Origin of the sequence: Brevibacillus sp. BD137 (assembly GCF_041644655.1) — a bacterium.
GTDB classification, from domain to species: Bacteria; Bacillota; Bacilli; order Brevibacillales; family Brevibacillaceae; genus Brevibacillus; species Brevibacillus brevis_D.
Window position 1 is genome coordinate 97,034 of the sequence record NZ_JAOTNO010000004.1, and the last position, 24,205, is coordinate 121,238.

27 protein-coding genes are annotated in these 24,205 nt (G+C 45.9%); 23 read left to right on the plus strand and 4 right to left on the minus strand.

Features of this window, described 5'->3' with window-relative positions; translation table 11 throughout:
- The first annotated feature begins 122 nt into the window (after nt 1-122).
- Nucleotides 123-464 (plus strand): GRAM domain-containing protein, encoded by a 342-nt coding sequence (locus ODZ53_RS10470; RefSeq protein ID WP_173625628.1) that lies wholly within the window; start codon nt 123-125, stop codon nt 462-464.
- A 61-nt stretch (nt 465-525) separates the two neighbouring features.
- Here ODZ53_RS10470 and ODZ53_RS10475 read toward each other — a convergent pair whose 3' ends face one another.
- A complete protein-coding gene (locus tag ODZ53_RS10475) occupies nt 526-795 on the minus strand; it encodes a hypothetical protein (RefSeq protein WP_064201727.1) in 270 nt (89 codons plus the stop codon).
- 158 nt (nt 796-953) lie between these two features.
- Between ODZ53_RS10475 and ODZ53_RS10480 the strand changes: the two genes are divergently transcribed.
- The 11 genes from ODZ53_RS10480 (at nt 954) to ODZ53_RS10530 (ending at nt 10,246) form a co-directional block, all read left to right on the plus strand.
- Complete coding sequence (locus ODZ53_RS10480; protein ID WP_199930139.1) at nt 954-1,175, plus strand: hypothetical protein; 222 nt, start codon at nt 954-956, stop codon at nt 1,173-1,175.
- 37 nt (nt 1,176-1,212) lie between these two features.
- On the plus strand, nt 1,213-1,509 hold the full coding sequence (locus ODZ53_RS10485) for a hypothetical protein (RefSeq protein ID WP_007722285.1): 297 nt from the start codon (nt 1,213-1,215) through the stop codon (nt 1,507-1,509).
- Between the two features lie 123 nt (nt 1,510-1,632).
- On the plus strand, nt 1,633-2,334 hold the full coding sequence (locus ODZ53_RS10490; protein ID WP_188067313.1) for a TerC family protein: 702 nt from the start codon (nt 1,633-1,635) through the stop codon (nt 2,332-2,334).
- A 2-nt stretch (nt 2,335-2,336) separates the two neighbouring features.
- Nucleotides 2,337-3,209 carry a LysR family transcriptional regulator gene (locus ODZ53_RS10495; protein WP_199930140.1) on the plus strand — a complete coding sequence of 291 codons (873 nt, stop codon included), beginning with the start codon at nt 2,337-2,339 and terminating at the stop codon, nt 3,207-3,209.
- Nucleotides 3,210-3,391: 182 nt separating this feature from the next.
- The gene (locus tag ODZ53_RS10500; protein WP_372676886.1) at nt 3,392-4,459 is read left to right on the plus strand and encodes an AbrB family transcriptional regulator; all 1,068 of its coding nucleotides are present in this window, start codon (nt 3,392-3,394) and stop codon (nt 4,457-4,459) included.
- Between the two features lie 201 nt (nt 4,460-4,660).
- On the plus strand, nt 4,661-5,695 hold the full coding sequence (locus tag ODZ53_RS10505) for a Bug family tripartite tricarboxylate transporter substrate binding protein (protein WP_142495243.1): 1,035 nt from the start codon (nt 4,661-4,663) through the stop codon (nt 5,693-5,695).
- A gap of 81 nt (nt 5,696-5,776) precedes the next feature.
- The gene (locus ODZ53_RS10510) at nt 5,777-6,238 is read left to right on the plus strand and encodes a tripartite tricarboxylate transporter TctB family protein (protein WP_064201734.1); all 462 of its coding nucleotides are present in this window, start codon (nt 5,777-5,779) and stop codon (nt 6,236-6,238) included.
- 12 nt (nt 6,239-6,250) lie between these two features.
- Nucleotides 6,251-7,774, plus strand: coding sequence for a tripartite tricarboxylate transporter permease (locus tag ODZ53_RS10515; protein WP_372676887.1), 1,524 nt, complete (start codon nt 6,251-6,253; stop codon nt 7,772-7,774).
- A gap of 13 nt (nt 7,775-7,787) precedes the next feature.
- Nucleotides 7,788-8,570, plus strand: coding sequence for a class I SAM-dependent methyltransferase (locus ODZ53_RS10520; protein WP_372676888.1), 783 nt, complete (start codon nt 7,788-7,790; stop codon nt 8,568-8,570).
- A gap of 235 nt (nt 8,571-8,805) precedes the next feature.
- Nucleotides 8,806-9,258, plus strand: a complete 453-nt coding sequence (locus ODZ53_RS10525; protein WP_372676889.1) for an Lrp/AsnC family transcriptional regulator — start codon at nt 8,806-8,808, stop codon at nt 9,256-9,258.
- 19 nt (nt 9,259-9,277) lie between these two features.
- Nucleotides 9,278-10,246, plus strand: a complete 969-nt coding sequence (locus ODZ53_RS10530) for an EamA family transporter (protein ID WP_372676890.1) — start codon at nt 9,278-9,280, stop codon at nt 10,244-10,246.
- A 29-nt stretch (nt 10,247-10,275) separates the two neighbouring features.
- Here ODZ53_RS10530 and ODZ53_RS10535 read toward each other — a convergent pair whose 3' ends face one another.
- Nucleotides 10,276-10,995 (minus strand): response regulator, encoded by a 720-nt coding sequence (locus ODZ53_RS10535; protein ID WP_372676891.1) that lies wholly within the window; start codon nt 10,993-10,995, stop codon nt 10,276-10,278.
- The gene (locus ODZ53_RS10540) at nt 10,988-12,616 is read right to left on the minus strand and encodes an ATP-binding protein (protein ID WP_372676892.1); all 1,629 of its coding nucleotides are present in this window, start codon (nt 12,614-12,616) and stop codon (nt 10,988-10,990) included. Before ODZ53_RS10540 ends, ODZ53_RS10535 begins: the two co-directional genes overlap by 8 nt.
- Nucleotides 12,617-12,882: 266 nt before the next feature.
- Between ODZ53_RS10540 and ODZ53_RS10545 the strand changes: the two genes are divergently transcribed.
- The 6 genes from ODZ53_RS10545 (at nt 12,883) to ODZ53_RS10570 (ending at nt 18,448) form a co-directional block, all read left to right on the plus strand.
- The gene (locus ODZ53_RS10545) at nt 12,883-13,095 is read left to right on the plus strand and encodes a hypothetical protein (RefSeq protein ID WP_041749283.1); all 213 of its coding nucleotides are present in this window, start codon (nt 12,883-12,885) and stop codon (nt 13,093-13,095) included.
- A 508-nt stretch (nt 13,096-13,603) separates the two neighbouring features.
- Nucleotides 13,604-14,599, plus strand: coding sequence for a cytochrome aa3 quinol oxidase subunit II (gene qoxA, locus ODZ53_RS10550; protein WP_012684920.1), 996 nt, complete (start codon nt 13,604-13,606; stop codon nt 14,597-14,599).
- A 23-nt stretch (nt 14,600-14,622) separates the two neighbouring features.
- Nucleotides 14,623-16,593, plus strand: coding sequence for a cbb3-type cytochrome c oxidase subunit I (locus tag ODZ53_RS10555; RefSeq protein ID WP_012684921.1), 1,971 nt, complete (start codon nt 14,623-14,625; stop codon nt 16,591-16,593).
- A 2-nt stretch (nt 16,594-16,595) separates the two neighbouring features.
- On the plus strand, nt 16,596-17,204 hold the full coding sequence (gene cyoC, locus ODZ53_RS10560; protein WP_372676893.1) for a cytochrome o ubiquinol oxidase subunit III: 609 nt from the start codon (nt 16,596-16,598) through the stop codon (nt 17,202-17,204).
- A 1-nt stretch (nt 17,205) separates the two neighbouring features.
- Nucleotides 17,206-17,523, plus strand: coding sequence for a cytochrome o ubiquinol oxidase subunit IV (cyoD, locus tag ODZ53_RS10565; RefSeq protein ID WP_372676894.1), 318 nt, complete (start codon nt 17,206-17,208; stop codon nt 17,521-17,523).
- Between the two features lie 394 nt (nt 17,524-17,917).
- Nucleotides 17,918-18,448 carry a GNAT family N-acetyltransferase gene (locus ODZ53_RS10570; protein ID WP_372676895.1) on the plus strand — a complete coding sequence of 177 codons (531 nt, stop codon included), beginning with the start codon at nt 17,918-17,920 and terminating at the stop codon, nt 18,446-18,448.
- 57 nt (nt 18,449-18,505) lie between these two features.
- Here ODZ53_RS10570 and ODZ53_RS10575 read toward each other — a convergent pair whose 3' ends face one another.
- The gene (locus ODZ53_RS10575; RefSeq protein WP_372676896.1) at nt 18,506-19,042 is read right to left on the minus strand and encodes a hypothetical protein; all 537 of its coding nucleotides are present in this window, start codon (nt 19,040-19,042) and stop codon (nt 18,506-18,508) included.
- Between the two features lie 160 nt (nt 19,043-19,202).
- Here ODZ53_RS10575 and ODZ53_RS10580 point away from each other — a divergent pair, with 160 nt between their 5' ends.
- The 5 genes from ODZ53_RS10580 to ODZ53_RS10600 all read left to right on the plus strand — a co-directional run bounded on the left by ODZ53_RS10580 (nt 19,203) and on the right by ODZ53_RS10600 (nt 24,052).
- Entirely contained in the window at nt 19,203-19,772 is a 570-nt protein-coding gene (locus ODZ53_RS10580) for an FAD-dependent oxidoreductase (protein WP_372676897.1), read from the plus strand.
- Nucleotides 19,773-19,997: 225 nt separating this feature from the next.
- Nucleotides 19,998-21,767, plus strand: a complete 1,770-nt coding sequence (locus ODZ53_RS10585) for a BlaR1 family beta-lactam sensor/signal transducer (RefSeq protein WP_372676898.1) — start codon at nt 19,998-20,000, stop codon at nt 21,765-21,767.
- Between the two features lie 44 nt (nt 21,768-21,811).
- Entirely contained in the window at nt 21,812-22,210 is a 399-nt protein-coding gene (blaI, locus tag ODZ53_RS10590) for a penicillinase repressor BlaI (protein ID WP_372676899.1), read from the plus strand.
- Between the two features lie 216 nt (nt 22,211-22,426).
- A complete protein-coding gene (gene blaBBI / locus ODZ53_RS10595; protein ID WP_372676900.1) occupies nt 22,427-23,341 on the plus strand; it encodes a BBI family class A beta-lactamase in 915 nt (304 codons plus the stop codon).
- Nucleotides 23,342-23,368: 27 nt separating this feature from the next.
- A complete protein-coding gene (locus tag ODZ53_RS10600) occupies nt 23,369-24,052 on the plus strand; it encodes an FHA domain-containing protein (protein WP_372676901.1) in 684 nt (227 codons plus the stop codon).
- Nucleotides 24,053-24,205 lie beyond the last annotated feature (153 nt).

Below are 24,205 nucleotides of genomic sequence, written 5' to 3' on the forward strand. Positions count from 1 at the left end.
CAGGCATACGAGCAGGGCGCTTTGCTATATAGATGTGGTCACGTGTGTTCCTAATTATGGTAATATAATATCTAATCATTTGTGTAAAAACGGAATCGCATGTCGGAGGGGAAAAGGAAGCAATGAAACTCAAGCGAAACGAATCGATCGTGCAAGAGAATATAGCGGCAAACCTATTCAGAGGAAGGGAAGGAGTAGGTGGGAAGTTAACGATTACGAGTGAAAGACTCTATTTTCAACCACACAGTCACAATAATCAAACACAACCTCTCGAATTGCACTTGAATGATATTACGGCTGTTGAAAAGTGGAATACGCTATTCGTGATCCCAAATGGAATGAAAATCAAGATGCATAACGGGCAAGAGCATAAATTTGTTGTATGGAAACGGGCGGAGATCATTGGAATGATTCAAGATACAAAAATGAAGCAAAAAATGACGGTGATTATTAAGACGAGGTAGTGACCCGTTCAATGAAAATCGCCCTGCCACAAGCAATACTGAGCAGGGCGCTTCCCACATTTTACAAATTTCTTGCAATGTGTGGTTTGCTATAATGACTGGTACCCCCACCGCCAACCAAGACTCTTCCACCTTGTCTGAAGATGAGCAATTTCCTAGATCCATCTGAGAGCAGTACAGTGACTTTTGCCCGATTCGCTGTTGCAATATAAATAACGTAACCACTTCTGGAGATTACCGTACGCCAGTTGCGATCGAATTCAGAGCGCAAAACGCGATTGGAATACACTTGGTTTTCCACGCGTCTCGCGGTGATTCTTTTGTTTTTCATCGAGTCTCAACACCTCCTGTCAATCTATCCTATTCATGGGAGAGAAAAAGGAGTGGACAAGAGTTGTAGGCAATTTTACTATTTTCGTTGCAACAACGCAGGAAGCGTTCTATGATAACACCAAGGACGGTATTCAAGTTAAAAAGGAGTGAAAGACAATGGCAAAAAGCGTAGCACGCAAGCAGCGGGAAAAACTGGCTCGTGAAGGCAAAAGAAACCCAGAGCTCAACAGAAGTATCTTTGCATTCGCTGACATGAGACAACGGACGACGAAGACGAGAGCAGAAAAACTGAATCAACAGAAGCACAAAAGGTCGTTATCCTACCAAAGTGATGATGGCCTTTTTTATTTGCGTGCGAAGCTTTCTGCAATCGTTTAACATAAAATCATCCCGTACCAAAGTGAGGCATGACAACATGAATAATACCATTCACCCCGAATGCGCGAGAGCCATTCAGCATCTCCTCCAACTGAAGGACCCAAAACGCGAAGACTTTTTGGCGTTGAAAACGTACGGAAATGATCGCTATTCAGCAATGGGGTGGGAGGAGCTACAGACGTACATCAATGAAAAGACCGTCATCATTGTCGAGCAGTTTGAAAATGAACAAAATATTATGTCCGCCCTGCGTTGGGTAGCGAGAGGATTGCCGGTTTGGCTAGCGATTCGAAAAGTGCGGGCGGATTATTCTGTGTATGGATACAAGAAGTAGCCTGTCTTCGAATGACAGGTTTTTTCTATTCCTAAAAAATATATGCAAATAATAGAAATAATACTGCACGAATGAAAAGATAGGTCTATTATTGTCAGTATCAGAAATTTTGGAGGAGACATCATGACAGAATACTTACTTAGCTTACTTCAAATTATTATGATCAACCTGGTCTTGAGCGGAGACAATGCAGTTGTGATTGCTCTTGCCTGTCGCAACCTGAGTCCAGAGCTGCAGAAGAAAGCTACTTTTTGGGGGAGCTTCGGTGCAATCGGACTTCGGATCATCCTGACCTTCATTGCTATCTGGCTGTTGAAAATTCCGTTTGTCCAAGTCGTCGGAGGGCTTTTGCTCATCTGGATTGCGGTCAAGCTGTTAAAAGGTGAAGATGAGGACAGTCACATAGGTGGGGGAGCGAGTTTTGTTGAGGCACTCAAAACCATTATTTTTGCCGATTTGATTATGAGTCTGGACAATGTCATCGCCGTAGCTGGGGCAGCGAACGGGAATCTGGTTTTGGTTATCATCGGTCTTACCATCAGCATTCCGCTTATCATTTGGGGAAGCCAGTTACTGATGAAGCTGATGAACCGTTTTCCCATCATCGTATTATTGGGGGCGGCTCTGCTCGGATATACAGCAGGAGAAATGATTGTAGGAGACAAAGCAGTTGGCAGCTTCCTGGAGGGGGTAATGCCTTCGCTGCATATGATTTTGCCAGTAGCATTGGCAATTCTGGTTATTGTGATTGGAAACTATTTGAAAAGGAAGGAGAAAAATGTGATAAATAAAGAAGTGACAAATAACCATGCGGAGACACTATAGCTATGGAATATCGCGATTGGTACATTCTCCAAACCTTGTACCAGGAACAAAACATTACAAAGACAGCCGAAAGCTTGTATTTGTCCCAGCCTGCGCTGACGAAAAGACTACGGCAGATTGAAAAAGAATTTGGCGTACAGATCGTGCAACGGGGGAGTAGAGGCGTTCATTTCACTCCTCAAGGCGAGTACTTGGCCAAATGTGCGGATGAAATGCTCCTCAGACTGCGCAATATCAAGGAGCATGTCTTGAACATGGGCGGCGAGGTCAATGGTACGCTCCGGCTCGGGGTTTCCAACTATTTTGCAAGGTACAAGCTCCCGATGATCTTGAAAAAGTTCAAGGAAGCTTATCCAAACGTCGAGTACAAGGTAATGACCGGATGGAGCAAAGACGTCTACAGGTCTGTGTATAATCAGGACGTGCACGTAGGCTTCGTTCGGGGAAGCTACAACTGGTCCGACCAAAAGCACTTATTGTTCGAGGAATCGGTCTATGTCGTTTCCACGGAACCCATTCAGATCGACGACCTGCCCACCCTGCCGCGAATCGACTATGAGACGGATCCCATGCTACTGGCATTAGTGGACAGCTGGTGGACGGAACGATTTTCCCAACCGCCGTTGATCGGCATGGAGGTCGACAAGGCGGATACATGCAGTGAAATGGTAGCAAACGGTTTGGGGTACGCCATCCTTCCACGAGGCGTGCTGAATGGCAAAGACGATTTGCACATGATTGAGCTGACCACAGCTGAGGGAGAGCCGATCAAGCGAAGTACCTGGATGTTTTATCATGCCGACTCGATGGAATTGCAAATGGTCAAGGCATTTGTGCGCTTTATAGAGCAGGGTGAGATTGCATTCATCGATTAAGCAAGGAAAAAGGAACTGCTGGGAATTCCCTGAAGGGGAGCCAGCAGTTTTTTATTATTCACATAAGGAATCGCTAACGATAACCATTTTGTATTTTTTCTGCGAGAACAATTGATTTACACTAGGTGTACCCCCACCCTAGAAGCTTCATACAACGTCGGATAGTAGGAGAGGGAACGCTTATGCTGCTACGCATTCTGTTTACATTGCTGCTCGGATCACTGGGAGGCTGGCTGTTTGCTACCATTCACAGCCCACTTCCTTGGCTACTCGGAGCGCTAGTTACGACAGTTATCTGTAATATGCTTGGGGTCAAAAATCTTTGGATTCCCCGTTGGTTTCGTCAAGCAGGATTGACAGTGATCGGGATTACCCTTGGTCTTCGAATGACATCTGAAATCGTCGATACGATGACGGGGCACGTCGGTTTGATGCTCATCACCACGATTTTGACCATCTTGATCAGTTTGGTGAACGCGTGGATCTTTTATAAGATTTGCAGAGTTGACGGGATAACGGCGATATTCAGCAATATTCCCGGTGGATTATCGGAAATGGTGTCGGTGGGGCAAATGGCGGGGGGAAATCAACAAGTCATTACGATTTTTCATTCGATCCGTGCGATCAGCGTCGTGCTTTGTACCCCTTATCTCGTGGCATTTCTACCTACGCATGCTGCCATACAGACGGCTACGACAGAACACGTGCTGGGGATTGGGCAGACAGTCATGATCCTAGTGGCTGGTCTCATTGGAGCGCTGATTGCGTCACGCTGTTATATACCCGCTCCGTTCTTGCTAGGTGCCTTGCTCGTGACCGCTTTGATTTCGATGAATACATCGCTTGTGGGAGAGAGTCCTGCGTTGCCAAGCATCTTGGTCCAAGGGGCCCAAATATTCATCGGGGTCAGCATCGGTCTTGGCTTCAAACGAGAGGACATCGTGAAAAATCGCCGATTCTTTCTGTTTGGTCTCATGCATTCCTTGTTTTTGTTCGTCATGGTGATTGTGCTTGCCATCGGCATTTCTTACGTCACTGCATCCGATATCGTAACGGCGATTCTGGCTACGGTGCCAGGTGGTCTTGCCGAAATGAGCTTGACTGCCTTGGCGACAGGAGCCGATCCGCTCCTAGTAACGGCGTTTCATCTGTTTCGCTTGGTCCTTGTCCTTACACTGTTTTCCTTCGGCGCACGTGCATGGACCAACTACCACAGCAGGATCAAACAGCCAAAGGAGACCAGCGCTTGACGCAGTTTTACAGTCAAATATATGGCAAGGCCTGCACGTTCCCAGATCGGAACGGCAGGTTTTTTTGACGTAAAAAAAATGAAAATAATCGTAAATATGGTTTTTATCCAAATTATCTGAACAAACTAGGAAGCGTTTTCATCGGATGCTATGATCTCCTTACCTTAATTGAAAACGCTATCAACAGAGGGGGTCATAAAGATGAAAAAATCAAACAAATGGACAAAGTGGAGCGGAGTACTCCTCACTACGGCAATGGCACTTAGCCTCGCAGCCTGTGGAGGCGGCGGTGGGCAGACAGCATCCTCTGGAGGAGCTTCTACCTACCCGGAAAAGCCTATCTCGGTTATCGCACCATCGGGCGCAGGCGGAGGCTTGGATAAAACAGCGCGTTCCCTCGCAAAGGTGATGTCAGCAACGAAGCTAGTAGACAAGACCATTTCGGTCGAAAACAAGCCAGGTGGCGGACAGGCAGTAGGCTTGGCTGATTTCGTAACGCAGGACAAGAAAAACAACTACAAGCTCCTGCTTCCCTCTACCCCAATCGTCATTAACAATGTGAAAAAAGAAGGAAATAGCCCGCATTCCTACAAGGATATGACTCCGTTGGCACAATTGACGAAAGATTACGGCGCGATCGTCGTAGCAGCCGATTCTCCATATAAGGATCTGAAATCGTTACTAGATGCAATCAAAGCTGATCCGACCAAAGTAACGGTTGCAGGCGGCTCTGCTCCTGGCTCGCTTGATCACTTGACCTTCTTGATGCCAGCTGTCAAAGCGGGAATTGATCCGAAATCAGTGAAATACATCTCTTACGATGGTGGCGGGGAAGCGATCGCCTCTCTCTTGGGTGGCAATGCTGACGTACTGGCAACAGATGTATCCGGTTCGGGTGAATACTTGAAATCCGGCAAGGTCAGAATTCTGGGTGTTTCTTCCCCTGAGCGCTTGAAAGGAATGTTCAAGGATATCCCCACGTACAAAGAATCCGGTTATGACACGGAGCTGATCAACTGGCGCGGTGTATTTGGGCCAAAAGATATGACGCCAGATGCTGTTGCTTACTGGGAGCAAAAATTGAAAGCGATGACAGAGACTCCTGAGTGGAAAGCAGAGCTGGAAGCAAACGGCTGGGACGATGGCTACAAAAACGGTGCAGACTTCAAGAGCTACCTGGGTGAGCAAGAAAAAATGTTCAAGGAAATCCTGGGCTTGCTCGGAATGGCGAAATAAAAAGGTTTGCTGGGGGATGGAGAAGGAGCGATTCTTCTCCTCCTTCATTCTGGATTCTGGAACGAACAGGAGGAAACATACGTGAGCAAAACATTTGACCGCTTCGCCAGTCTGATTTTTCTCGTGTTGGGCGTAGCCTTTGTGGTCGGGAGCCAAAACATCTCGGCGAGTGCTTACGGCAGCAATGTAGGGCCAAACATTTTTCCGATGGGACTCGGAAGTCTTCTGATCCTGCTCAGCCTGCGATTATTTTATGAGACATTTACATACAAGCAAGAGGGCAAGAAAGAGAAGGAAAAGCTCGATTACAAACGGTTCCTCATCATTCTGGTCGGGGCATTATTGTACGTATTGCTTTTGGAGGAAATCGGCTACGTGATCAGTACCTTCCTGTTCCTTTTCGTTGGATTCCAGACGATGCAGAAAGGGAAGTGGCTCAACAGCGTAATCATTTCCGGTGCATTTTCGTTCGGTGTCTACTTGTTGTACGTGGAAGTTCTCGATGGCACATTGCCCGGTTTACCAACATGGTTAGGCTTGTAGGAGGTGGATGAAATGAGTGCATTTGATTATTTGCTGAACGGATTTGCCACTGCCCTGCAATGGCAAAATATCATTTTTGCATTTGTGGGTGTCTTGATCGGGACGGTAGTTGGGGTATTGCCAGGGATTGGGCCAATCAGCGGCGTGGCCTTGTTGATTCCGGTGACAGCCTCGTTGACGAGTGGACTGCCACCAGAAGCAGCGGCTACCAGCGCCATTATTTTGTTGGCAGGGGTTTACTACGGGGCGATGTACGGCGGCTCTACCACTTCGATTTTGTTGAATACACCGGGTGAGTCATCTTCTGTCGTTACCGTACTGGACGGATACCCGATGGCGAAGCAGGGAAGAGCCGGAGTTGCTCTCTCCATCGCCGCGATTGGTTCATTTTTTGCAGGACTTGTCTCGCTTATCGGTCTTGTATTTTTGGCAGAGCCACTCTCTGAAGTAGCGCTCAAGCTCAGTCCGGCAGATGAATTTTCGCTGATGATCTTGGGGTTATGTGCACTGAGCGGGCTGGCAGGCAAGTCTGTGACCAAAGCATTGATGATGACGGTTTTTGGCTTATTGATCGCGACGATCGGGCTGGACAATGTATCTGGCGTGGCGCGTTTTACCTTTGATATGCCCGAGCTTTATTCCGGTTTGGAATTTTTGACGATCGCCGTAGGGGTATTTGCGCTTGGAGAAGTGTTCAAGACGATCCTCGAACGCGATGTGAATGAGGGGGAGATCGCCAAAATCTCCCGAATCATACCGACCAAGGAAGACTTGAAGGAAAGTGCTGGACCGATTCTTCGTGGATCACTGGTTGGATTTTTTAAAGGAATTGTTCCTGGTTCTGGTGCAACACTGGCATCCTTCCTCGCTTATTTGCTGGAAAAGAAAATCAGTAAAACGCCTGAAAAATTCGGCAAAGGAGCAATTGCTGGGGTAGCGGCTCCAGAGTCGGCAAACAACGCAGCATCTGGCGGGGCGATGATTCCACTTTTGACCTTGGGAATTCCGGGTACAGGGACGACAGCGGTATTGATGGGCGCTCTGATTATGTACAATGTGCAGCCAGGTCCGCTCTTATTTGAGGATCATCCGACCATTGCTTGGGGCTTGATTGCTAGTATGTTCATCGGAAACGTGATGCTCTTGATCCTCAATATGCCGCTCGTAAAGGTGTTTGCGAAGCTGATTGAGACACCGCCTAAATATTTGATCCCGATGATCGTTGCTATTTCGGTGTTTGGTGTATACGCGGTCCGTGTCTCTGTTTTTGATCTGGTCTTGTTGCTGCTCTGTGGACTCGTGGGTTACTTTTTGGCGAAAAACGATTTTCCAATGGCTCCACTCGTTCTTGGCTTGGTCTTGGGTCCGATGATTGAAAACAATTTACGACGAGCGCTGACGACGTCCAATGGTGATTTTTCTATCTTTTTTGAAAAGCCAGTATCGCTGGTGTTCCTCATCATTGCGGTTCTCTGGATCACCGTTCCCTTGATCATGAAAATGAGAGGGAAGAAAGTAATCGTGAACGAAGAATAGGAGGCGAATTCTCATGCGCGATGACAAAAGGATCAAAGAGGAAGTCAAACAGCAGTTTGGTGCGAATGCTGAAAAGTATGTGAACAGCCAGACACACGCTACGGGAGAGGATCTCGCTCTCCTCACGCCTTGGCTGAATCCATCGCCGGAATGGGTGTTTCTCGATGTGGCAACGGGTGGCGGTCATCTTACCAAGGCAATCGCTCCACATGTCGGTCATGTCTTTGCGACTGATTTGACACTGCCGATGCTTGCAGCGGCGCGAAACCATCTGAAATCTCACACAAGCAATGTCTTTTATGTGGTTGCGGATGCGGAGGCACTTCCGTTTTTGAGTGAATCCTTTGATGCAGTCGGGTGCAGAATCGCTGCTCATCACTTCCCGAACCCGGAGGCGTTTGTAAAAGAAGTGGCGCGTGTTCTGAAGCCGGGTGGAAAATTCATGCTGATCGACAATATCGCAGCAGAGGATGAAAAGCTCGACCGATTTGTGAATACGCTGGAGAAACTTCGGGATCACAGTCATGTACGAAGCTACTCACGCTCCGAATGGGTAACGTGGATTGAGCAAGAGGGGCTGGTGGAGAGTCATTCGCGTATCCGTAAAAAGACGTTCCCGTATGCGACTTGGGTCAGACGTACGACTGAGACTGAGGAGCAGGTTGAGCAAGTAACCGCGCATATCGCAAGTGCTGATGAGGAAATCCAAGCCTACTTCGCGGTTGAAAAAGTTGGAGAGCAAGTCGTTTCCATCCAAGTTGATGAGTGGATGGCATTGTTTGAGAAACCAGAATGATAAGGACGATGCTTCTAAGCTGGTCCCCGCTTACAATTAAGCGGGGGCTTGTTCTTTTTTGTGTGGGTACCTAAGTAACGATTCGTAATGAGTAGGGTGCTTTCACGACGGTTTTTGGCATGATTTTTTTGGGATGTCTTGCTCTGTATTTACTATTCGTTCGAATTCGGACAATATAGAGTACAAATAGTCTATATGAAGGAAAATATGCTACTATAACCACAGGAGGTATGTGATGGATGAGGTTGACCTGAAAATTGTTCAATTGCTCGAGGAAAACGGAAGGATATCTCATGAGGAAATCAGCAAGCTGCTGCACATCTCGCGACCGGCTGTTCACCAACGGGTTGCCAAGCTTGAAAAAAATGGTGTGATCAAGGGATACCGTGGCATCATTGACTGGCGAAAATTAGAGCAAAGGCTGAAGGTATTGATTTTTGTCAAAGCAAGATGTCAGGACTTCAAAGAAATCACAGCAAAGATTATGAGCGTTCAGGTACCGAACGTGACCATCATGGAATGCCAGCGGCTCGCGGGAGAGTGGTGCATGATGCTAAAAGTACGTGCAACGTCACCAGAAGATATCACCAATCTGATCGATGAAATGGTCCAGTATAATGAAATACTGGAAACTTCTACGACTTTCATCTTGTCGACGATCTACGAGGATGGCCGAAAAGAAATTTGACAACCAAGGTGGAAACACAATGACAGGAAAAAAAGATTCGAAATTATTTGGCGTTACGATTGCGTTGCTAGCGGTCTACCTGTTTTGGGGAGGCACTTATCTCGGAATGAAGATCGCGATTGAATCGATGCCACCTTTTATTATGGCGGGGGCGCGATTTTTTCTGGCGGGATCGATCCTGTTTTTGATCGGGCGTTGGAAAGGGGCAGGGCTGCCCAGTGCAGCAGAATGGAGAGGGGCCGGAATTGTTGGGGCGTTGTTGCTTCTCGGAGGTAACGGTGTAGTTGCATGGGCGCAACTCAAGGTACCATCAGCAATCGCGTCCTTGTTGATCGCTACCGTTCCATTATGGATTCTCGTTTTCAACTGGGTTGGTGGCAGCAAGAAGAAGCCAACGGTTGGAGTCATGGGAGGAATCCTGTTTGGCTTGGCGGGGATTGCAGTGCTTGTTGTCCATCCCGAGAGCTCAGGCAATCAAGGGATCGATACCGTCGGAATCTTTGCGCTCCTGTTTGCCTCAATCAGTTGGGCAGTGGGATCGTTGTATTCGCGAAATGCAAAGCTCCCTGCATCACCGGTAATGGCGACAGCCTTGCAAATGATCATCGGAGGGAGTTTGCTGGGGATCACTTCGCTGTTTCTCGACGATTGGACGAAGCTGCACCTATCGGAGATCACTCTGCGTTCCTGGATTGCTTTTGGCTATTTAGTTGGATTTGGTTCCATTGTCGCCTACACAGCATACATTTGGCTTTTAAAAAATGCAGAGCCTTCCTTGGTCGCCACGTACGCCTATGTGAACCCGATTGTCGCAGTATTTCTAGGCTGGCTGATCGCTGATGAACAATTGACAAGCCAAACCTTGATTGCTGCTGTCATGATCATCGCAGCCGTTGCCATCATCACGATGTTTCGGGAAAAGAAGAGTCCAGGTGCGACACAAACGGTAGCAAGAAAAGAAAAAGGGAAGCTTCAGGTTCATAAATGAAGCTTCCCTCTTCTTTTTGCCATTAGGCTTTATTTGGTTGTTTTTTGTGGAACCCAGCGGTATTTTCTTTCCGGACGTCCGACGGTTCCATAGAACGTCTCGACAGTTACTTCATTAATAGAGACGAGAAATTCGAGGTATCTGCGCACGGTTGAATGGCTCATGCCAGCCAGTGCAGCCAGATCATCGGCATTCATGCTTTGGGTGGTCTCCTGCATCTTGTCCCGGATCAGCTTTAATGTCAGCTTGTCGATGCCTTTCGGGAGCGAGGTGATAGTTCCAACGGTTTTGGTAGCAGGAGTGTGTGCGGCTTTCGTGAACAGCTTGTCCACCGCTGTTTGATCAATGGTTGTATGCTGCTGAAGCTGATGTCTCGTATTTGCATATTGCTCCAAGGTAGACATGAATTTATCGATCATGATCGGCTTGATGATGTAGCTGTATGCACCGCCACGTATCGCTTCTCTCACCGTTTCCACATCGTTTGCGGCTGTGATCATAACGACATCGATCCCGCGAAAATGCTTCCGTACTTCACGCAACAAGTCAATCCCGTTCATATCCGGCAAATAAATGTCCAGAAGCAGCACATCTGGCGTAACGACGTGAAGCATCTCCAGTGCCTGTTTTCCTGTCGTGGCCGTGGCAATAATCTGGAATCCTTCCAGTTTACTTGTGAATTGTTCATAGATTCTAGCTGCAATTTCGTCATCTTCCACGATCATGACGGTAATAAGTTTCTCAGACATTGTGGATTGCCTCCTCACTACTTGCTTTGTCCCATTTCTTGGGGACGACAACGGTGAAACGCCCTCCGCCTAGATCACTTTTTCCGAGTGAGATTTGCCCCTCTAATAGCTCGATGGCGTTTTTCACAATAGCCAAACCGAGTCCTCGATTTTCACCTGATTTCGTAGTGACACCGCTTTCAAAGATGCGGGGCTCCAATTCTTTTGATACCCCATGTCCATTGTCTTCGATGTCAAAAATGATATCGCCACCTAAATCAGTGAAGGATACGTGAACCAATGCGTCAGTGCCTTTGTATTCGAGTGCAGCTTCCATCGCGTTGTCGATCAAATTGCCGAGAATAGTGACCAATACCTTTGTATCCAAGCTGTCAGGTACATTTCCCAAATAGCTGTCCGGATCAATTTCGAGTAATACCTTCAGTTCTTTGGAGCGATTGATTTTCCCTAGCAGACAAGCAGCGATGAAGGGCTCTTTGACTGAACTCATAATGAAGGCGAGAATATCCTGCCGTTCCTTTACTTCATCGGTGATGAGTTCGATTGCTTTGTCGTACTCTTTTAGCTTGAGGAGACCGTAAATGGTGTTCAAACGATTTAAATATTCGTGATTTTGTGCACGCATATTGTCCGAAAAAGAACTGATCTTCGTAATTTCTTCAGTGAGTTGCTCGATTTCAGACTCTGGACGAAATGTGAAGACCACGCCTCTGATTTCATTGTTGCTCAAAATAGGAGAGTAGTCGGTTATAAAAATCTCGTGCCCCAGCAAAATTTTGTAGTTCATTTCTTGCGTATTTCGATTGACAGAATGAATGATGTCGCGCAATTGCGGGCTAGCGATCGATTTCCCTACGGCCAAATCCTCTTGGAGAAGGGAACGTGCTCGTTTATTCATCGAGACGACACGTCCTTGCATATCGACTGCTACCGTAGCATCGTGAATTGATTCAAGAATAGCTGCTTTTTCCGTAAACAAAAATGAGATTTCCTCTGGCTCCAGACCAAAGATCAACCGCTTGACTCGTCTGGCAATAATGATCGCACCAATAATTCCGATAACCAGCAGCACTAGAGATAAGGCGACGACCCTTTCCTTGTATTCCGCGACCTTTTTCTCTACATCACTCATGACATAGCCGACAGAGGAGACTCCGATTGTCTCGCCTTTCTTGTTGACGATGGGTGTTTTCGCTTTGATGGCTGGACCAGAAATGCCTGTCCCTCGATAAATGACCGAGCGGTTTTCTAAAAAGACGGGGTCATTGCTTGTTCCCATCGGTAATCCAATCTGTTTTGGGTCGTAGTGGGAGTACCGAATACCGTCCTTGTTTCCAATCACCACATAGCTGGCGCCCGTTTCCTTCCGAATGGTTTCGGCTATCGGTTGAATCACCTTGGAAGGGTGATCGGTCTCAAAGGCTGCGATGATGCGTTCGTTCATGGCAGATAGCTTGGCGACCGTCATGGCTTGCTGCCCAATATAACGATCCAAAATGTCATCTAATATGAAGGAAAATAAGGCAGTTCCTATCCCCATGCTGATCAGGACAACGATGGAAATGAGCAGAACCATTTGGGTCAAGAGGCTGATGCGGGCTTTTTTTGGAGTATGAACCATGGGCAAACCACCTTCGATGACAGATCAAGATGCTATACATGTATGAAAACGTTTACTGTATTCATTATAACAATAACGCTTTCACATTTGTGACACAAAGTAAATTTGTAACAATACGATAGCCAATAGGTTTATGAAAAAAGTTTTGACAAATTTTTTATAAAAAAATGAACAAAATATGAACAACAAGTGAATATTATGTTACAATAGGAGCATAAAACAGAAACGGTCACGCAAAAAATCTATGATGATAGGGGTTTTGTGTTATGAATAACGATCGAAAAGCAGCAGATGTGTTAAGATGGATGGCTTGGACAGTATTATTCGTCGGTGCTGTTATTATGGCTTTCACTGCAAGCGATTTCAGATCGGAGAACTTGCCGTTGATGGTGTCGATCGGATTTTTGATCGCTGGCATGAATATCTTCATTATGAGCACGGTGTTTCGCTTAATGACACTAAAAAGAACTGACGCCTAAGTTAGTTAAAAATAGTCCCATAGTACCTCTCATTTTCTTCATTATGAATGAGAGGTTTTTTATTTATACGGAAAATTGCCGTCAGCGAAATAAGCTGGCGGTTTTTTTTGTTTTTTTATTAAAAGTGAAAAAGAAATCTTGACAATTAGAATTGGATGTAATGACCAAAAATGGGTGGTGGGAATCATTAGAGGGGAATCCTAACAAGAATATGATCAACTCGTGACTGCAATGTGAACACTTTGTAACAGAAAAGCTACGAAATATTGAACGTCGTTAAAAACGAGTACAAAATCTCGTAGACTCTGATAGTATGTATATGCGGCAAATAGTGAAGTTCACTTGTGTTGAAAAATCTATTGTGAGGAACTCTCGATACGTGTGAATGCACGTTGAAGAAAGAAGGTTTTCTAAAACCTCGTTCGAGACCTCTCCATAGAGAGTGACTGCACTATCGACATCCAAAGTATTACATGCTCGTTGTTTGTGACTAGGAGGGATTAGGAGAATGAGCGGAGGAAAAATGCTGAGGCATATCCAGTTTTGGATCTTGGCAGTGTTGGGCACCGTTCTGCTGACAGGCTGTGGTAGCGAATACCTCGTCTTGAATCCAAAAGGACCTGTAGCAGAAACGCAGTACAATCTCATTATTATTTCCACGATATTGGTCGCTGTCATTATCGTTCCGGTTATTGCGCTTACCGCTTTCATTGTATACCGCTATCGGGATACACCGGGCAATAAAGCAAGTTACAAGCCGGAGTGGGCACACAGTACAACCCTAGAGGTAATTTGGTGGATTATTCCTATCGTTATCGTTGCATTGCTGGGTTACTTTACTGTCCGTGATGTTTATGTGTTAAAAGAGAACCCGAATAAAGAAGTTGCCCCTATGACCATTCAGGTTACGGCTTTGGACTGGAAATGGATGTTTACGTATCCAGAACAAAATATCGCAACTGTTAACCATCTGGAGATTCCAGCAGGCGTACCGATTCGCTTCCAGGTATCTGCTGATGCACCGATGAACTCTTTCTGGGTTCCAGAATTGGGTGGACAGATTTATGCGATGGCGGGAATGGCTACCGAACTTTATCTGCAAGCAGATGAACCAGGTACATTCGCTGGATTTAGCTCCAACTTCTCAGGTGAAGGTTTCGCCAAAATGCAGTTCGATGTAGTGGCAAAACCAAAAGATGAGTTCGATAAATGGGTAAAAGAAGTAAAAGGTACGACTCCAGCTATGACGAAGGCAGATTATGAAGAGCTTCGCAAGCCTGGCGTGACAGACAAGTTTACGTACTCTGCATTCCCAGAAGGTATGTTTGAAGAGATCGTTGCGAAATATGGTCATGGTCACGATATGGACTATGTGATGGAGAAAAACCCTGCGCCCGCAGGTGACAAGTCTTCTAGTGAGACTTCGCTAAATATGCAGCATATGCAGCATAAGACTGAATCGCACAACATGCCTGGAATGAATCATTCCAGTATGAACCACTAGGCGAGAGGGAGGAGGAATACCACGTGTGGGAGAACATTAAGGATTTTGCATCCACGTTCTTTGTAACAGGTGACCCACTGATTTACGGTGCGGACGTATCGATTGTACTGACCATGGTTGCGATCGTATTCGTTCTGACTAAGTATAAAAAATGGGGTTGGCTGTGGCGCGAATGGTTGACTACAGTTGACCATAAGCGTATTGGTATTATGTATTTGATCGCATCGCTTCTGATGCTGTTCCGCGGTGGGGTTGACGCCCTGCTGATGCGCGTGCAGCTGGCATTCCCGAACGTAGAATTCCTGCACTCGGATCACTATAATGCCATCTTTACGACTCACGGTACGATCATGATTTTGTTCATGGCGATGCCGATGATGTTTGCCTTGTTTAACATGGTAGTACCGCTTCAACTCGGTGCTCGAGATGTAGCGTATCCGTTCTTGAACGCACTTAGCTTCTGGCTGTTTATGCTCGGTGCGATGCTGTTCAACCTTTCGTTCGTAATCGGGGGCTCCCCAGACGCTGGTTGGTTGTCTTACCCGCCACTGTCACAAAATGATTTCAGCCCTGGACCAGGTCAGAACTTCTATATTTGGGGGATTCAAATCTCCGGTATCGGTAGTTTGGCGACAGGGATTAACTTTATCGTAACGATTCTCAAAATGCGTGCACCTGGCATGAAGCTTTCCAAAATGCCATTGTTTAGCTGGTCCGTATTGTCCAGCTGCATTATGATTATCTTCGCTTTCCCAATTTTGACTGTAACATTGGCTCTGTTGTTCCTGGACCGTTTCGCAGGTGCCCATTTCTTCACAATGGACGGCGGCGGTAATCCGATGATGTACCTCAACCTCATCTGGATGTGGGGTCACCCTGAGGTATATATCGTAGTAGTACCAGCTTTCGGTATTTTCTCTGAAATCGTGGCTACGTTCTCACGTAAAAAGATTTTCGGCTACAAATCAATGGTTTGGGCGATGATGATCATTGCCGTTGTATCGTTCTTTACATGGGCTCACCACTTCTTCACAATGGGTACGAGCGCAAGTGTTATCGCCTTCTTTGCGATATCAACGATGATTGTTGGTATCCCGACCGGGGTTAAGGTCTTTAACTGGCTGTTTACAATGTACCGTGGTCGGATATCCTTTAAACAACCAATGCTGTGGACCATTGCCTTTATCCCTTGCTTCGTAATTGGTGGAGCGACAGGGGTAATGCTGGCAGTAGCTCCGGCAGACTATCAGTATCACAACAGTTACTTCCTGGTTGCCCACTTCCACCAAGTATTGATCGGTGGGGTAGTGTTCGGCTACCTGGCTGGTATTTACTACTGGTGGCCAAAACTGTTCGGTTTCAAGCTCGACGAGAAACTGGGCAAATGGGGCTTCTGGTTCTGGAATATTGGTTTCTACGTGTGCTTTATGCCGCAATACGCGCTCGGTTTCATGGGTATGACTCGCCGTTACTACACGTACGGTTGGGATCGCGGTTGGGCAGACCTGAACCTGGTATCCACTGTTGGGGCATTCATGATGGGTATCGGTTTCATCTTCCAAGTATGGCAAATCGCTTACAGCATCAAGCATGGTGAGCGCGACACGACAGGCGATCCATGGAATGGTCGTACACTGGAGTGGTCGATTCCATCACCTGCACCGTTCTACAACTTTGCTGTTGTTCCACAAGTGAAAGAAATGGATGACTGGTGGGCAACGAAAGAAGCAAAAGCAAATGGCACCTATAAAGAACAACCGGCCAAACTGGAGCCGATTCATATGCCGAAGAACTCTGGAATTCCGTTTATCATGGCGAACTTCTGGTTCCTCGTAGGTTTTGGTTTCACATTTGGATGGGTTTGGATGGCCGTTATTGGATTCATTGGCGTATTCGCATGCATGTGGGCACGCTCCTTCCAATACGACACGGATTATTACGTACCGGTGGAGGAAGTGCGTCGCACTGAGGCTTCACTGGGGAGGGTGGTGTAACGATGGCTACGAATCATGACCATGGTCACGGCCACGACCACGACCATCATGAAGAGCATGAGCAACTAAAGGTTCTCGGTTTTTGGATTTTCGTTGTAACAGACTGCGTGTTGTTCGGTACGTTGTTTGCAACCTATGCGGTAATGATGAATAGTTTTGCTGGTGGACCAACTGGACAAGAATTGTTCCAGCTGCCAGGCGTTATTGCTTCAACCTTTATCTTGTTGACAAGTAGCTTTACCAGTGGTCTTGCTGTTCTGGCAATGAACAAAGGCAATGTCAAACAACTGATTGGTTGGCTGGCTGTAACTGGTCTTTTGGGACTGTCTTTCGTAGTGTTGGAAGTCACTGAGTTTATGCACTTGATGAGCGAAGGCGCAACCATGGCGACTAGCGGCTACTGGTCCGCTTTCTACACACTGGTTGGTACACACGGATTGCACGTAACGCTTGGTCTGTTCTGGATGACTGCGTTGATGATCCAGCTGAAGCGTCGTGGAATCTCTGCGGTTACTCGCCGCAAAATTACCAACTTTAGCTTGTACTGGCACTTCCTTGACGTTGTGTGGATCTTCCTCTTCACAGTCGTTTACTTGATGGGGGTGATGTAAGGTGGCACAACATCAAAACCAAGGCGGACATCATAGTCACGGATCGATGAAAGAGTACGTAATCGGTTTTATCCTGTCGATCGTGCTCACCATTATCCCACTCGTGCTGGTCATGAACTCGATTTTGAGTAAAACGGCGACCATGATTGCGATCTTGATAATGGCGGTCTTGCAGTTCGTAATTCAGTTGGTCTTCTTCATGCACATCCGCGAAGGAGAAAAACCACGCTACAACGTACAGACATTGATTCTTGGACTTGTGATTGTAATTACAATCGTTGCAGGTTCCCTCTGGATCATGTTGTTTAACAAATATTAATCAGTTAAGAGCGTGGCACAGGCGATTCGTTGCTTGTGCCGCGTTTTTTTGTTTTTGAAGTGGCGGTAGTGGAGGGAAGAAGCGCATTTCCAGTCTACGCTTCGGCCTACGCCCCGCAAGAGGGATTGACTGTCCGCTTCGGAAAAAATGGCGGGAGCGCTTCAAACGTTGAAGTTTCGAGGAAGTATTCCATAAGTGAAGCTGAAATTCCCCGCCATTTTTTCCGAAGCTGAGTTGGGCTCCTGAGGCGCTAGGACTGGAAATGCGCTTCTTCCTACGCGACTTTTCGTCAACCAATGGAAGTAATTTAAGAAGGTGAAAACTGGTAACACTCTCATCTTGCAGCTATAATAGAAAGAATTTTACGTCAAAATGTGCAAGGGGAGTGAAGTCGATGGCTGGGCAACTTTATATAACGAAGCCTTGTGCAGAACTTCAAGCAGAGTATATTTCCTTTTACGAAGAGTGGAAAGAAAGTGGAGAGCCTATCGTACCGTGGGTGGTGGATCGGGAGCCTTATGATTTTCCTGCGTATCTGGAATTTCTGGAGGGTGAGAGCAGCGAGGAAAATCTTCCGGATGGCTATGTTCCTCATTCGACGTATTGGCTCATGAATGAAGAGCGACGCATAGTGGGGGCGGTGAATATTCGGCATCGTCTCAACGAGCGTCTACGAAAAAACAGCGGGCACATCGGATATGGAATCCGGCCATCTGAGAGACGCAAAGGATATGCGACGGAAATTTTAGCGCAAGCCCTACCTATTACGAGCGAGTTGGGTATAAACGAAGTATTGGTGATTTGCGACTATGATAATGTTGCTTCGGAGAAAACGATTCGGAAGAACGGGGGCGTTTTTGAGTCAGAATGTGCAGATGACGATGGATTGGTCATTCGTCGCTTCTGGATTACGAGACCTTCGTAAAAGAAGAGGGCTGTCTCATTGTCCGTTTACAAGACGTTTGAGATAGCCCTTTCCTGTTTATTCATCTACCTTGTATGCAATCAATTTGCGAACCCATTGCTCCATCTCGTCAAGAATATAGTCTGGGGGTGGAGTTTTTCCGTCTGTTTTTGGGAGGACGAGCCATTGTAATGGTTTTGGGAGGTGGCAGATTTTCCCAAGAAGTTGTATTCCTGAATCGTCACTTATGATGTCTCGTAAAAAGATGAACATTCTTTTGTCTAACGTATGGATTAGCTTTCCTTCATATTCTGTATCAGAGATAGTGACAGAAGGGTGCCCATGTCTCTCAATACACCCTAATACTTCAACCCATACAAAATCATACAACTGGGAAAGTTCAGCTTTAAGGAGCTCGGGATCTTTAATGAGTACCTCTTCTGTGGAGGAAAAGGGACGACTTAAGAAAATATCTGGGTCCATCTCCATATAGTCTAATACGACCTTACAAGATGCAGCTTGCTTGTTTTCATGGGTGTATAAAATCTCGTCGATTCTTTTCAAATCCAATTTTTGCCCGATCACAAAGCCTATTCGAAGTTCGATAGGATTCACTCCTTAGATCATGTTCTTTATCTGAAACTTCATTCTCTTACCCTAATCATAATAAATATTTTTCTTATAGACAGCATAAACTTATCAAAGATATTGCCACATTTACAATACTTAGTATATAATTATGTTGTGAAAGTTATTTTGGAAGGGAGAGATTTCTTTGTTTGATATCGTAATTATTGGAGCAGGCCCGGCAGGAGGTAGTGCAGCGTTGTTTGCTGCAAAAGCAGGGAAGAAGACGTTGCTGATTGATAATGACAAAAGCATGACCAGGCGCGCGTGGATGGAAAATCACTACGGCATCATGGAAATCTCCGGCCCAGATCTCATTGAGATCGGTAAAAAGCAAGCAGCGAAATTCGGTGCGGAGCTGGTAGCCGATCAAGTTAGCAACATTACCAAAACAGAGCAAGGCTTGCTCGTAGAGACTGCGGAAAAAGGTAGCTTTGAGGCAAAGCATGTGATACTTGCAACTGGAGCGCTCGTGACTTTGGCAGAAGCGATTGGGGTAAAAACCAAAGAAGGCACAGAACCAAGGATCAAAACCGTTGTCGATGTCGATGCACAAGGGAAGACGAACATCGAAGGAATTTGGGCAGCAGGTACGTGCGCGGGAGTAAGCGTACATACGATTATTACATCTGGTGATGGCGCCAAGGTTGCAATCAATGTCATCAGCGAAATGAATGGCGAACGTTACGTCGATCACGATGTTTTGAAAACAAACTAAATCAGGTTAAGAAATACCTTCTTACCTTTGTAAAGAAGGTGTTTTCCTTTTTCTACAATTGACGATAGCTTGTATCGTGATCTCGTTTTTGACATAATGAAGCTAATTGTGCTAATCGACGTGAAGAATCCTGTCAGGTTGCAGAGCGTTCCTGCTGCTCAGAATTGATACGGATTCTATTTTTATCTAGATTATCCTGGATAAGTAAGGAGGGAGACAGGAAGCATGTTTGTCAATCATGTGGTGATAAGCTTGATCGTTTCTTCCTGCACGATCGCGCTAATTTTCTTGATTCGAAAAGTATTTCGCTCCCACTTGTCAGCTAAATGGAAGTACAATTTGTGGTTTCTCTTGTTGGTCTCTTTGACGCCAGTTTTCATCCCGAAATCCTTTTTTGATTTTGGAGATATTTTTGCTTCAGGGATGATTCAGCGTAATGAAGCTGGCAGTTCGACGTTCGCTGCACAAGCTCCTACGTTTGAAAATGCGAATTGGGTACAGGATTTATCGTTGTCGGTAAGTCGCTATACACCAGACTCCCTTTCTACGATTTTCGTCAGCATATGGGTAGTCGGGATGATCGCTTGTGCTTCCTTCACCATATCAGCCTGGTTAAAAATCCAGCAGATCAAGCGGACTGCATCTGTGATCACCAATCAAGAAGTCATCGATCTGTTTGAACAATGCAAGAAGGATGTTAAAATAACGCGGCATATCGTGCTAGCTGAATCCAATCAGGTCAAATCTCCGATGACGTTTGGCGTTTTTAAGACGTATGTTGTCCTTCCCAGTCATTTTGATGAATGGCTGTCGATCAACGAAATGAAGTATATCTTTTTGCATGAACTGATGCACCAAAAAAACCATGATATCTTCATGAACTATGTGACCGTCGTGTATCAGCTTTTGTATTGGTTCCATCCATTGGTTTGGTTGGCTTTTCGGGAAATGAGGGTGGACCGTGAAATTGCTTGTGATGTAGCTGTATTGAACTTTTTAGACAAGCGAAATTACTTGGAATATGGTCATACCATCATTAAGTTTTTGGATCAAGAAAGTGGAGCTGGGAATGTCGTTTTTGCCAATCAGCTAAATGGCTCCAAGAAGGCAGTTAAAAAACGAATTCAGAAAATCGCGTCCCACAAGGCAGAATCAAAGCTGTTGCAGTTGAAAAGTACAGTCATTTTTTCCACGGTGGTCGTATTGGTTGCCAGTCAGGTTTTAGTTGGCTCGGCTTTAGCCGACGATCGCAGCCGCTATCATTTTCAAGATGATCGAACCATTTACGAGGATTTGGACAACTATTTCCGTGGCTTTGAAGGCAGTTTTGTCTTATATGATTTGAAAGCCGACCAGTATCGGATTTATAACGAGGCAGGAAGCACACAACGAGTTTCACCCAACTCCACCTACAAGATTTTTCTCTCCTTGTTTGGTCTGGAGACCGGTGTGATTTCGAGAGAAGATTCCCTGCTAAAATGGGATGGAATCCACTATCCATATGAGCAGTGGAACCGGGATCAAGATCTATTTACAGCGATGAGAAACTCCACGAGCTGGTATTTTAAAGAGATGGATCATAGCATCTCTCCGGATATGATTCAAGCTTTTCTGGAACAATTGAACTACGGGAATTCCAATACATCTGGTGGAATCGGCGAATATTGGATAGAATCTTCCTTGAAGATTTCTCCGGTGGAGCAGGTACAATTATTAAAAGCGTTCTACACAAACCAGCTTGGCTTTCAAGAAAACAATATCCAGACAGTGAAAGACTCCATTCGGTTATCGAAAAAGGCGGGCTCGATTCTTTCCGGGAAAACAGGTACGGGCACCGTCAATCAAAAAGATGTCAACGGTTGGTTTGTCGGGTATGTAGAGAACGAGGAAGGCACCTACTTCTTTGCTACCAATATACAAAACGAAGCTGACGCGAATGGAGCTAAAGCAGCAGAAATAACCATGTCTATTTTGAAAGCGAAAGGTCTCTACTAGCTTTTGCTCTTTACAGTCATTATTTTCGAAAGGAGGAGACTTCAGTGTCTACATCCATGCCAAGTATTTCAGAAGCGGAATGGCGAGTCATGAACGTACTATGGGAAAAATCGCCGCTGACGGCCAACGAAATCATTTCCTCCTTGCAAAGTCAAACAGATTGGAACCCAAAAACAGTACGCACTCTTTTGAATCGTTTGGTTCAAAAAAATGCTGTTGGCGTCAATCAAAACCAAAGAGTCTATACCTTTTATCCGTTGTACTCCCAAAACGAATGCCAGCATGCTGAGGCGCAGTCATTTCTACAGCGGATTTACAGCGGGGCTCTAAAATCAATGCTTGTTCAGTTCATTCAGAAGGAATCTTTATCGGACGAGGAGATTCAGGAGCTGCGTTCCATATTGGATGCGAAACAATCATCGACCGATCCTCACCAAAAATAAAGTGCGCCCTTTCAAGCTGACTTGGAAAAACCAATTCCGGTTATCCAGTTTGCTTGAAAGGGCGTCTTTTTTTTTCAAAAGCTTTGCAAGAAAAAGGAGATTGACACTAGTGGATTACACGTGTAATATTGTTGTGAATTCAATTGATTACAAATGTAGTACGGTATTACATACGTAGTATTTCAACTAATTTTCCAAGAAAGAGGTTTGTCATCCATGAAAGTTTACACATCGAGACTGTTTGGATTCACAGTGAAAACAATATTTCTCACGCTTCTCACGCTTGCTGGTTGCTCTTCTGCTGAAACGCCTGTCGCAAAAACGGAAACGCCCGCATCTGCAATGGATATAAAGTTCGCTGCACTGGAAAAACAGTTTGGTGCGAGGCTCGGCGTATATGCGATCGACACCGAAACAGATTTGGCAGTTGCTTATCGCGAAGATGAACGATTCGCTTTTGCCTCTACGTACAAGGCTTTAGCCGCAGGTGCAGTCTTGCATCAGAAACCATTGGAAGAGCTCGACAAAGTCATCACCTACACCAAGGACGACCTCGTTACTTATTCACCGATCACAGAAAAACACGTAGCGACCGGGATGACTCTTCGCGAGGTTGCAGACGCCGCAGTTCGCTATAGCGACAACACAGCCGGAAATCTGTTGTTCAAAGAATTGGGTGGCCCGAAAGGCTTTGAATCAGCTCTGAGAGAGATTGGTGATGGTGTTACGAAATCCGAGCGCTATGAGACGGAACTGAATGAGGCTAAGCCAGAAGATCTTCGCGATACAAGCACACCGAAAGCACTTGCAACGAGCCTCCGAGCCTATACGGTAGGGAATGCGCTGTCGTCTGACAAGCAGAAGATTCTTATCGAGTGGCTGCAAGGCAACACGACGGGAGCCAAGCTGATTCGAGCGGGCGTTCCTAAAGACTGGATTGTCGGAGATAAGACGGGAGCAGCAAGCTACGGAACGCGAAACGATATAGGTATCATATGGCCACCGAATAAAAAGCCGATTGTCATTGCCGTGCTGTCTAGCAGAGATAAGCAGGACGCTACTTATGATGATGCGCTCATTGCTGAAGCTACCAAGATTGTTGTTGACGCACTGACGGCTGCAAAACCGTAATCGATCAACACGTGAGGTGATCACCAGATGATAGATAATGGTGCATACTTACTTGTAAAAAAAGGGGACCCTAGCCAAGTTGCCACGCGCAAATATCTCACGAAGGATCGCTGTACAATCGGGCGGAGGGGGGCTAGTTTTCAACTGGACATTACCTTTTCCAGTCCGTACATTTCGAGAATGCATGCAGCCTTTCAAAGGATCGGGAACGATTACAAAATTATCGATTTGGAAAGCAAGCATGGCACAGAGGTAAACGGGACCCCGCTTCATTACTCCTCTCACATTCTTTGTCACGGGGATCAAATAAGCTTGTCAAAAGGGGTAGCTGAGCTCGTCTTTTTACGAGATGTCAATAGACTGGACGATACGGTAGAGCTCCCTTTCGCGCAGCCGAAGAATGCGTCGCTTTTGCCAGGTTTGGAAATTCATTTGGAGAGACGAGAAGTTCGTATCGACGGAACAAGACTTCCTTTAACCGGAAAAGACATGGATTTGCTGAAGCTTCTCTACCAAAAGGCGAACAAGGCCGTTAGTTTTGAAGAAATTATGTTGACCGTTTGGCCAGAGCGAATGCTGTATGAGGGTAACGTCCCAGATGTCGGACAGGTGGAAGTCAATGCGCTCGTGTATCGATTAAGGAAAAAGCTTCGGCACTACGGGCAGCAAATCACGACGATTCCGCGATATGGATATCGCTTAGATGTTTGAATAAGGGAAAGTAAAATCCAGGTGGGAGAAACTCCTGCAAAACGAACTCCTTCTCAAAACCAACATGAGAAGGAGTTTGTTTATGTAAGGTGTTTTCTTTTTTCTTCCAATCGACTAAAATTTTGATATAGGCCAGAAGTCATTGCTCTATTT

Bases quoted from the DNA above. Each gene is read 5' to 3' on its own strand.
- ODZ53_RS10480 (WP_199930139.1), top strand. From the start codon at position 954: ATGGCAAAAAGCGTAGCACGCAAGCAGCGGGAAAAACTGGCTCGTGAA.
- ODZ53_RS10545 (WP_041749283.1), top strand. From the start codon at position 12,883: ATGAATAACGATCGAAAAGCAGCAGATGTGTTAAGATGGATGGCTTGG.
- ODZ53_RS10600 (WP_372676901.1), top strand. From the start codon at position 23,369: ATGATAGATAATGGTGCATACTTACTTGTAAAAAAAGGGGACCCTAGC.
- ODZ53_RS10535 (WP_372676891.1), bottom strand. From the start codon at position 10,995: ATGTCTGAGAAACTTATTACCGTCATGATCGTGGAAGATGACGAAATT.
- ODZ53_RS10525 (WP_372676889.1), top strand. From the start codon at position 8,806: ATGGATGAGGTTGACCTGAAAATTGTTCAATTGCTCGAGGAAAACGGA.
- ODZ53_RS10490 (WP_188067313.1), top strand. From the start codon at position 1,633: ATGACAGAATACTTACTTAGCTTACTTCAAATTATTATGATCAACCTG.
- qoxA (WP_012684920.1), top strand. From the start codon at position 13,604: ATGAGCGGAGGAAAAATGCTGAGGCATATCCAGTTTTGGATCTTGGCA.
- ODZ53_RS10540 (WP_372676892.1), bottom strand. From the start codon at position 12,616: ATGGTTCATACTCCAAAAAAAGCCCGCATCAGCCTCTTGACCCAAATG.
- ODZ53_RS10530 (WP_372676890.1), top strand. From the start codon at position 9,278: ATGACAGGAAAAAAAGATTCGAAATTATTTGGCGTTACGATTGCGTTG.
- cyoC (WP_372676893.1), top strand. From the start codon at position 16,596: ATGGCTACGAATCATGACCATGGTCACGGCCACGACCACGACCATCAT.
- ODZ53_RS10570 (WP_372676895.1), top strand. From the start codon at position 17,918: ATGGCTGGGCAACTTTATATAACGAAGCCTTGTGCAGAACTTCAAGCA.
- ODZ53_RS10475 (WP_064201727.1), bottom strand. From the start codon at position 795: ATGAAAAACAAAAGAATCACCGCGAGACGCGTGGAAAACCAAGTGTAT.
- ODZ53_RS10505 (WP_142495243.1), top strand. From the start codon at position 4,661: ATGAAAAAATCAAACAAATGGACAAAGTGGAGCGGAGTACTCCTCACT.
- ODZ53_RS10515 (WP_372676887.1), top strand. From the start codon at position 6,251: ATGAGTGCATTTGATTATTTGCTGAACGGATTTGCCACTGCCCTGCAA.
- ODZ53_RS10500 (WP_372676886.1), top strand. From the start codon at position 3,392: ATGCTGCTACGCATTCTGTTTACATTGCTGCTCGGATCACTGGGAGGC.
- ODZ53_RS10470 (WP_173625628.1), top strand. From the start codon at position 123: ATGAAACTCAAGCGAAACGAATCGATCGTGCAAGAGAATATAGCGGCA.
- ODZ53_RS10485 (WP_007722285.1), top strand. From the start codon at position 1,213: ATGAATAATACCATTCACCCCGAATGCGCGAGAGCCATTCAGCATCTC.
- ODZ53_RS10495 (WP_199930140.1), top strand. From the start codon at position 2,337: ATGGAATATCGCGATTGGTACATTCTCCAAACCTTGTACCAGGAACAA.
- ODZ53_RS10585 (WP_372676898.1), top strand. From the start codon at position 19,998: ATGTTTGTCAATCATGTGGTGATAAGCTTGATCGTTTCTTCCTGCACG.
- blaBBI (WP_372676900.1), top strand. From the start codon at position 22,427: ATGAAAGTTTACACATCGAGACTGTTTGGATTCACAGTGAAAACAATA.
- ODZ53_RS10520 (WP_372676888.1), top strand. From the start codon at position 7,788: ATGCGCGATGACAAAAGGATCAAAGAGGAAGTCAAACAGCAGTTTGGT.